Here is a 2,559-nt window from a genome sequence, read left to right on the forward strand (position 1 = left end):
CTAAGAGCGCTGTCATAGTTTTGAATACCTGAAATGCATCTCGCTTACGTAAACCCTCGCGACTATCCACCAGCCCATAACCTGGCGCTATCAATTGATGCCAATAAACTGATTCCACCCGTTTCGATGCCAATGCTTGTAAATAGTAGCGCAACATAAAATTCGCATAATCGCTTTCACTGACACACTCAGTTTCACTCGTGGGCGCCCAAGGAGCAGTCTTTTCGAGCGGCCAATTTGCTTCCGTTAGCAATAAGCGGCTCGATGTCTTCGGGCTCAATCGGGCAATACTATGTAGAAGGCCTATTTTATTAAGCGTATCAAACACACCCATCTGTGGATTCTCAGGTGCCCCTCTCCTATCTACATAGAGCAATGCTGCGATCTTATCGAAGCGAACATTAAAACCATTAAAAAGCGCTCTAATCAAATAAGGATATTCAAAATCGATAACAGAGGGACCTAACAACCTCAGTTGCGAGAATTGTTCATCTCTTACTGTCTGAACTACCTGATAAAAACGCAGGTATTCAGCAACAGAAAAGAAACCCCACTTAGAACGGTTAATGGTGGTTCCTATTTGGTATTGCTTAACAAAGGGGGAAAATTTAGTGAAAACGGTATTTATATCTTCCGCAAGAAGTTTTGAGTCATTAATATGCTCACGGCTTTGCACAACCAACAAAAGAACATCCTTCCCGTTAAACCCCTCGATAAAACGACAATATTCATCAATCCGATCCATCTCAGAGAGGAAAAAACGAACCTGAAGGCTTTCACAACCAAGCTCCTCTACAAGCTCATACTGCTCTTCTCCTTTGTCTAAATTCACGCATAAAGAGAAAAAATGACGTCCTGACTCTTCAGTCTTGCGATTAAATAACCAAGTCACTATCGCGATCGGAAAAACCAGGCAGGATGTTAAAAACGTAAACAGATAATCCTTGAGGTGCTTACGCTTCATACGCTTTTTGTAAGCTTTATCCCTAATAATATAGGGCTGATCTGAATAGGGGTCCCAAGGATGCTGACGATCTTCTTGTGACGGTTTATGGTCTGACAAAACGATCCCTCTTTAAAACCTTAATGACAATGCTTGCCTTGCTCAATCAATCCTAAAAGCGCGGTCTCGATCTCAGAATAGAGTTCCTCGGAGTATCCGCTTGAAAGAGTATAGTTGTGTTGATAATCCGTCTGATTGACCGAAGCCCAACGAGCGGGTGAAGCCACTTTGATATCACCAAAAAACGACACTGTCCGAATATTACTACCCGCTGCCAAATGCATAGGGCCTGTGGAGGTACTGACAAACAGCGAAAAACCACTCAGTAAAAGTGCAAAATCATAAACACTTCCCTGAGACGTATACAAAATGGCTTGATCACCCAGCTGTGAAGAAACATCCGCAACCAGATCGCCATCATCAGGCCCAAAAGTAAATACAACCTGACTACAGCCTTGCTGACTCACCGCTTTAGCTAGCTTTATATAGTGATCCAACGTTAAATTACCATCCGTACTTCCACCACTGCCGGGGTGAAACGCCACAATAGGAAGAGTACTTTCTATATCAAACTGCTGCCGAAACTTCTGTATTGCTGTTTCACAATCAGCTTGGGGCAATTCGAATAGAGGTTTAGTAAATTCTGGTTTAATGGAACTATCAAAAGCTTTTAATAGATCCAAGTTATAAGCAAATTCAGTTTTATTGACCTGGCTTCGGCGCTGTTTCACACGGCGATTAAACCAAATTTGCGCTAATTTCGTGGCAGGGCCAATCCTTGTTGGTATCCCCGCACGCCAAAGTAGAACACCTAACTGACTATCAATAAACGCTGAAATACTAACACTGCACTTAGCCTTTTTAATCGCGGCTAAAGTTGCCCCCATATCATCAGGTTTGTACTCAATCACTTCGTCTATATAGGGTAATTCACGTGCAAGACTGAGATTGATTTTCGCTACCAGCGCAATGACCCTTAGCTCTGGTCTTGCAGCCTTTAGGCACTTAAACATAGGCAATGCGACAACAAAGTCACCAATTTTGTCATGTCGAGTAATCAATACACTAGCGGTCATGAGATTCCTCTTTATTAGATCGATCACTAGCAGCTAATTTATTCAATTCATAAAGTTTCATGTACTTATAGAAATTGGTAGCCATATGGGAAAACGCAATAATCAGCCCAGCAGAACCATCCATAAAGCCACGTTTAAGCAGATAAGTTTTAAAAAATGAGAAACCGCCATTTAGGAAAGCTTTGAGTGGCGATGAACGCTTAATACCTTGTTTATCTTCAGCAAATAGAGAAGAATATTTATCCAACTTAATAATGAACTGGGATATATTTTGATAAGGATAGTGTCGAACAACGCCCTGTAACGCTTCAATTTTAAAGCCGTCAGTCACAATCAATTCATGGACTTTACTACTGTTAAAGTCAGTCTGGCTGCGATTGTATAATCTAACAATAATATCTTTGCCCCAGCAGTGCTTCACTTCCCTATCTTTATAGAAATTACTCCGGGTAATCGAATAAACATTCTGGTCATTCAATT

2 protein-coding genes and 1 pseudogene are annotated in these 2,559 nt (G+C 41.4%); all 3 read right to left on the reverse strand.

Translation table 11 applies throughout. The annotated features are described in order from the left end of the window. Nucleotides 1-1,063 (reverse strand): hypothetical protein (locus B4K11_RS12770; RefSeq protein WP_292959422.1); only part of this gene is annotated, 1,063 nt, incomplete at its 3' end. Between the two features lie 20 nt (nucleotides 1,064-1,083). Further along, on the reverse strand, nucleotides 1,084-2,079 hold the full coding sequence (locus B4K11_RS12775; RefSeq protein ID WP_292950433.1) for a glycosyltransferase family 9 protein: 996 nt from the start codon (nucleotides 2,077-2,079) through the stop codon (nucleotides 1,084-1,086). Then, nucleotides 2,069-2,559 (reverse strand): annotated as a pseudogene (locus tag B4K11_RS12780) (glycosyltransferase family 2 protein); the annotation flags it as partial. The pseudogene B4K11_RS12780 and the gene B4K11_RS12775, both read right to left, overlap by 11 nt.

This window comes from Neptuniibacter sp. UBA6509, assembly GCA_002435145.1.
GTDB lineage: Bacteria > Pseudomonadota > Gammaproteobacteria > Pseudomonadales > Balneatricaceae > Neptuniibacter.